This is a genomic window from Neobacillus drentensis (assembly GCF_036965245.1).
GTDB classification, from domain to species: Bacteria; Bacillota; Bacilli; order Bacillales; family Cytobacillaceae; genus Neobacillus; species Neobacillus drentensis_G.
Window position 1 is genome coordinate 28,249 of the sequence record NZ_JBALPG010000004.1, and the last position, 5,579, is coordinate 33,827.

The window sequence follows — 5,579 nt, forward strand, 5'->3', positions numbered from 1 at the left end:
CTTTAAAGCAGCATAACCATAGATAGAAAAAAGAGAATGTTATCTTCACTTCTAAAAAAAAAATGCCTTCTAATCTAGTAGAAGGCATTCAAGTATGTATTTTAAATTATGATCGAAGGAATAAAAATATGTGTCTTACCAATCACGAGTATTCTCAAGTAATTGATCAATCTCAACTTTTTTCACTTTGTGACTATTTTTCTCAGATGTTAGATCTGATGTGGCTTCAAGTAATTTATCAATATCAATTAAAACGTTTCCCATCTCTAACCTCCATGAATATTCGGTGTTTTTCATTTTACAAAATAATTCGGCCTTCCCATGCAAATCATGGGGGTCATTTTCAAACAAAAATAAAAACTACTTGCTAAATATCTGCCTCAAAATACAAAAACAATCCAGTCCTTCAAATGGCTGGATTGTTTCCTTTTTTAGCCGATAGGAAAGTAAAAACTTTCCCATCAGGCATAAGTTCAACTACGACACTGTCTTCACCCAAAGGGGCTCGACAATCGGAGAGATTTCTTTATTAGGCAGTAATTTTCATTTCTTTTTGTTTATCGCTTTGTTTAAAAAATAATTTCATCATTGGCGGTGTTACAATAGTAGTAACCAGAACAACAATAACTAATATCGCAAAAAGCTCTTGGCTGATTAATTTTGTTTCTAAGCCAATAGAAGCTATAATTAACGCGACCTCACCACGGGAAACCATCGCCGCACCAATTCCCATTGAACTTCTCCATGAAAATTTCGCCAATTTAGCACCGACACCGGCTCCAAGTAACTTTGTTAAGATGGCTAGAATACTAAGTCCGATTATAGCAATTAAATGTTGTGAAATCCCATCAAAGCTGGCTTTTACTCCGATGGTGGTGAAGAAAACAGGTACGAAAATAGAATAGCCAATTGTTTCTACCTTTTCAAATATTTCATGTTTAAATTTCGTTTGACTTATTGCTACACCCGCAATGTATGCTCCAATAATAGCGGCAACACCAGTTAATTCCGCTACATAAGCAAAGAGAAAGCAGATGATTAATGCCGCGGAAAGCAGTGATTCTGTAACTCTTAAAGGTGCGAACTTCTTTAACAACCAAGGAACGACCTTCCAAGCTGCTAGAATAGCACCGGCGAAAAAGAGAACCTTGGTTACAATAACCATTGTTAAATTGACATCTCCCCCCGCCATGCTCATTAAAAAGGCTAAGGCAATGATGACCACAACATCATCGATAACGGCTGCACCTAAAATCGCAGTTCCTTCTTTTGACTGCATTTTGTTCAACTCTTTTAGTGCCTGAACAGAGATACTTACACTTGTCGCTGAGAGCAAAAGACCTAAAAAGATAGCCTCAAATGTGGACATATTCATCATTATTCCTGCAAGATATCCTACAAAAAGAGGAACGATAATACCACTCAGTCCCACAAGTGTTGAAGCTTTCCCTGACCGTTTAAATTCATCTAAATCCGTTTCCATTCCAGCAATAAACATTAACAGAATGACGCCTATTTGGCTTAGTTCTTCCAATGTTTTCGTTTCAGTAATCAGCCCTAATACCGCTGGGCCTAAAATGATTCCCACAAGAAGTTTTCCTAGAACTGAAGGCTGCCCCAACTTTACACTTATTTCTCCTGCAATTTTAGAAGCTAATAATATAATTGCTAACTCAAAGATTAATTCCATCAAATCACCTATCCTTTTTTTGGCTACTAGGAAAGTATAAATTTTGAATAATTTATACTTTCCTAACGCATAATTGCACTAAGGAATGCTTCGTGAGCATTTGCATCGCAGCCGAAAGCTGTGCTTTCGGCGAACTACGCCTCTGTCATTCTTGCCAAACGGCGAGTTTTCTTTAGAAAATTAAAAAGAGTCTGTTTTCTAAATAACAGACTCTTTCCGTATGGATGCAAAAAAAGCCTGTCAACCAAAGGACATAATAATCCCTTGGTGACAGGCTCCTCCAAATACATCAATTATATAATTAACTTTATTTTAACAGATATTATGTTATTTATCAAGAAAAAGATGAACAGACTGCAAACTCCAATCTGTTTTTTGCAAAATGATATTTACTCCCACTTTTTAATTTTATCAATTACTTTTTCTTTTAGGATGGAAATGAAGGTTTTTTCTCCCTTTTGGGTCTTCTGTTTATGCCATTCATTAAAGCTTGCAACAGTGATTAAGATTAACCCGGCAATTAATAAATAGACCCACCAAGGCATGTTCCCCCAATAAGGTCTTGTTTGTAGGAAAACATTTAACAGTAGAACACCTGATCCGACGAAAAAGTATGATTTTATTTGCAGAAACATCCCCGCCATCATCGATAACAGTGAGAGTGTCCCTAAAATAATCGCATCGTAAATTGTATTGCTTGCCAAACCATCTTGAATTAATAAAAGTGAAACGATCAGTAAAACTCCCCATTGTAAAGCCTTTGTAATATTCGCATAGCGTCCTTTTAAACTTTGACGTATGAAAATAACGAGAATGATTAAGGGAAGGACATGTACCTCCCTCTCCCAAAGTGGCGGGATATTTACCTCATCGATAATCTCATAGTATGGCTGCAATAGATAGGCTCCACCAAGGATGGGCATAAAGACAGAGACACTTACCGGAACTCTTTTTCTTTGCAGCCAGAGGGCAATCGCAATCAGGACACCTGGAAGTGCATGACTCCATAGTTGTTGATTCGAAAAAAAATACATTAACCCAAAAAATAAAAAGGAAACCACTGTATATCCGTCTAGCTTTATTTCCTGAAGCCTTGTTCCGCTTTTATAAACCTTTTTGTAAACGATTTGTCCGACAATCGTCATCAGAATCCCCAAACTGCCAGAAAGGAGAAGTTTTTCAAGTCCAGTCATTTCATTTAAAAACAAAAATTCAACTGTAGCCATAAAGGTTAAGAACAATGGAATAATTCCTATTACATCCCATTTTATTATATGCAAATAGAACAAGATTCCAAAAGAATAAGCACAGGTGATTAGGTATGGTATCCATCCAAACGGATAAGTGATAAGTATACAACCAATTCCAAATATCGAGAATGGCACAAAATAAACAGCTGTTCGTTTTTTGAATTCTCCTTTGACAAGAAGTGCAAAAATAAGGATAAGAGCACTGGTAATTGGAAATTCATATCGGTCAACAGTTTGAACAACGATCTTATCCAAAGCAGTTGATACAATAAAAAACAATGATGTAAAACTTCCATAAAGAAAAACTTTAATTTTCCATTCCTTTGCAACTAATCTAGTGCTCAATGAGTATCCAAGAAAACCGAGAATAAAGCTGTAAACAGCATCTGTCTGAAAAGCAAACCAAGTAAATGCAAGTGTAAGCGGTAGGATGATGTGACCTGTCCAGGCAAAGGCATTCGATAAGTCTGAATCCTTTTTTCTATAAAGATAAGCAATCATAAGCAAGATTACCGTACTAGTAGAAGCGCTTAACGAATTTAGTGTAAAACTAAAAGTAAATTTCAGTTTTATCGCGTTAATAATCGAAAAGTAAGACAGCAGTGCCGCGATACTGACAGGAAACGTAACCCATTTCGCCCCAAGCTTTTTATAAAAATAGTAATACATCCCGATTCCAACTAACAGTACGAGCGGTTGAACCCATAGTTGATTGAACGGGTTCAGCAATGCGTGAATCATGGCAATCGTATAAAGTGCCTGTGATGTGTACAATGAAAAATTGGCTAGTTTTGTTTCGGCAGCTTTTATCCAGCCAAATCTAGACAATAAAACCACTATTGCCCCTAGAGCAAAATTTATAGCATAGCCGTATTCCTGTTGATAAACAGGATTTCGAGCAATTATCTCTTCACCAAATGCGACAACAGAAAGACCAAGTGACGATGGCAATGCCATGACTGATAATTCTTTATAAAGCTTCCTATCCTCGTATTTGTGAAGGAAAAACAAGACAATAACGAAAAGCAAAAGCATAACACCTAATTTCCACCACAATTGAAAGGCAATAGCCGACATGACTGCCAGCACCATGATGGCCAACCCCATGTCCTTAGATGCTTTTTGAATGATTTTTCCATACTTTGATAAGCGGGCAATACCAAAAAAGATAAACAGGATAAACCCTGTAACGGATAAAGCAAGCGAAAAATTTATCACTGTAAAAGGATGGAATATTAATGCGATGGCTTCATAAATGCCGGATGCGACAAATAATGAGCTTAAATAAGGAAATAACCCTCTCGAACTACTATGGGATATATAAATAAAATTGGCAGCAATGATAAAATAGGCGATCATTAATACAATGGATGGATTCCCTTCACGAAGCAAAATACCTTCTAAACTAATATAAATAAAGGCAATCCCTGAAATAACTGCACTTGTATATTGAAATACCTTATTTAATGAAAATTTATCGTCTAATACCTTTGGTACAAATAATATTCCAAATCCTATTAATGCATAGACAATCTCTCCAAAATAATCAAGAAAACTATGCTCAATTAACTGATAAACTCCATAAACCACCATCAAACTAAAAATAAAATGATATTCTTTTTTCCCGCTTACATACATCATCGATAAATAAATGATTGCGGTCAAAAGAAGGTTAAAACTATAAATAACCTCGTTCTCGAAGAAAAAAAGCATAAAAAAGGTGGTGAGGACAAGATTAACCTGTACGTATGGGACAAATTCTTTTGAAAACAATTTGAATGTGTCTCTGCTTTTAATCTTGTGATAAACCAAAATTAGGAAAGCGTTAAATGCCATCATTCCAAGATAAAAGTAATCAACCTTTAGTTTAGTACCTGCTAATAAAAAGGCCGCTCCTGAAGAAAGAGAAATATAACTAAACCAAACAAATAGTCGAGAACTTAACTTCTTGGCAAATAACAGATAAACAATTAGCGGCAGAAAGCTCCCCATCATGCCGAGTAGATATCGACCTTCACCAAATATTGATAAATACGTTCCTAAAAGGCCAAACCATCCTAATGAAAGGATAAATATCGGCAAAAATAAACTTCCTAAGACAGTAAAAGCAAAAGCCGTTTTATCGATATGTAAAACTTTTTTTGTTAACAAAGCAATTCCATAAAATAGTAGTGATACAATTGCAATAGACCCACTTTTCATAAAGCTTGTCATTGATTCCCAATTACTTGTTGCCACAAACAAACCGCCAATTAATAAAAAAATGACACCAATATTTAATAACCAAGTAATATTCCTTTCGCGAATCTCTTCAGGTGTTAGTGTTTTTTTCACTTTTTGTGGTTTTATAGGATCTGCTTTTGGACTTTGGGCATTGGCTTCAGCTGGAAGCGGAGTAGCCTCTATTTTTAATAAATCCAGGTGGAATTGATGATGTGCCTTTGCTACTGTCTCAACGATTTTCTCAGATAAATATCCCTCTTCTTTTAAAGTGAATAGCTCTTTCCTAAAAATTTTTCTTCTCTCTTCCCTGCTATTCGAATCCATTAAATCTCCCCTCTATTCATACCCTTATGGTAAAAGCTTACTTCTCGACAGGATAACCTGACTTATTTTTCCTTTATAGTGTAATTTTACAC

At 35.7% G+C, this 5,579-nt stretch carries 3 protein-coding genes; all 3 read right to left on the minus strand.

The genetic code is table 11. The annotated features are described in order from the left end of the window. Positions 1–135: 135 nt before the first annotated feature. The 3 genes from V7150_RS00800 to V7150_RS00810 all read right to left on the minus strand — a co-directional run bounded on the left by V7150_RS00800 (position 136) and on the right by V7150_RS00810 (position 5,487). The gene (locus tag V7150_RS00800) at positions 136–264 is read right to left on the minus strand and encodes a hypothetical protein (RefSeq protein ID WP_335512659.1); all 129 of its coding nucleotides are present in this window, start codon (positions 262–264) and stop codon (positions 136–138) included. Between the two features lie 265 nt (positions 265–529). Beyond that, positions 530–1,690, minus strand: coding sequence for a cation:proton antiporter (locus V7150_RS00805; protein WP_335512660.1), 1,161 nt, complete (start codon positions 1,688–1,690; stop codon positions 530–532). A gap of 389 nt (positions 1,691–2,079) precedes the next feature. Continuing rightward, positions 2,080–5,487, minus strand: a complete 3,408-nt coding sequence (locus V7150_RS00810) for a hypothetical protein (RefSeq protein ID WP_335512662.1) — start codon at positions 5,485–5,487, stop codon at positions 2,080–2,082. Between the last annotated feature and the right edge of the window lie 92 nt (positions 5,488–5,579).

Coding starts and splice junctions, on each gene's coding strand:
- V7150_RS00810 (WP_335512662.1), bottom strand. CDS start 5,487: ATGGATTCGAATAGCAGGGAAGAGAGAAGAAAAATTTTTAGGAAAGAG.
- V7150_RS00805 (WP_335512660.1), bottom strand. CDS start 1,690: ATGGAATTAATCTTTGAGTTAGCAATTATATTATTAGCTTCTAAAATT.
- V7150_RS00800 (WP_335512659.1), bottom strand. CDS start 264: ATGGGAAACGTTTTAATTGATATTGATAAATTACTTGAAGCCACATCA.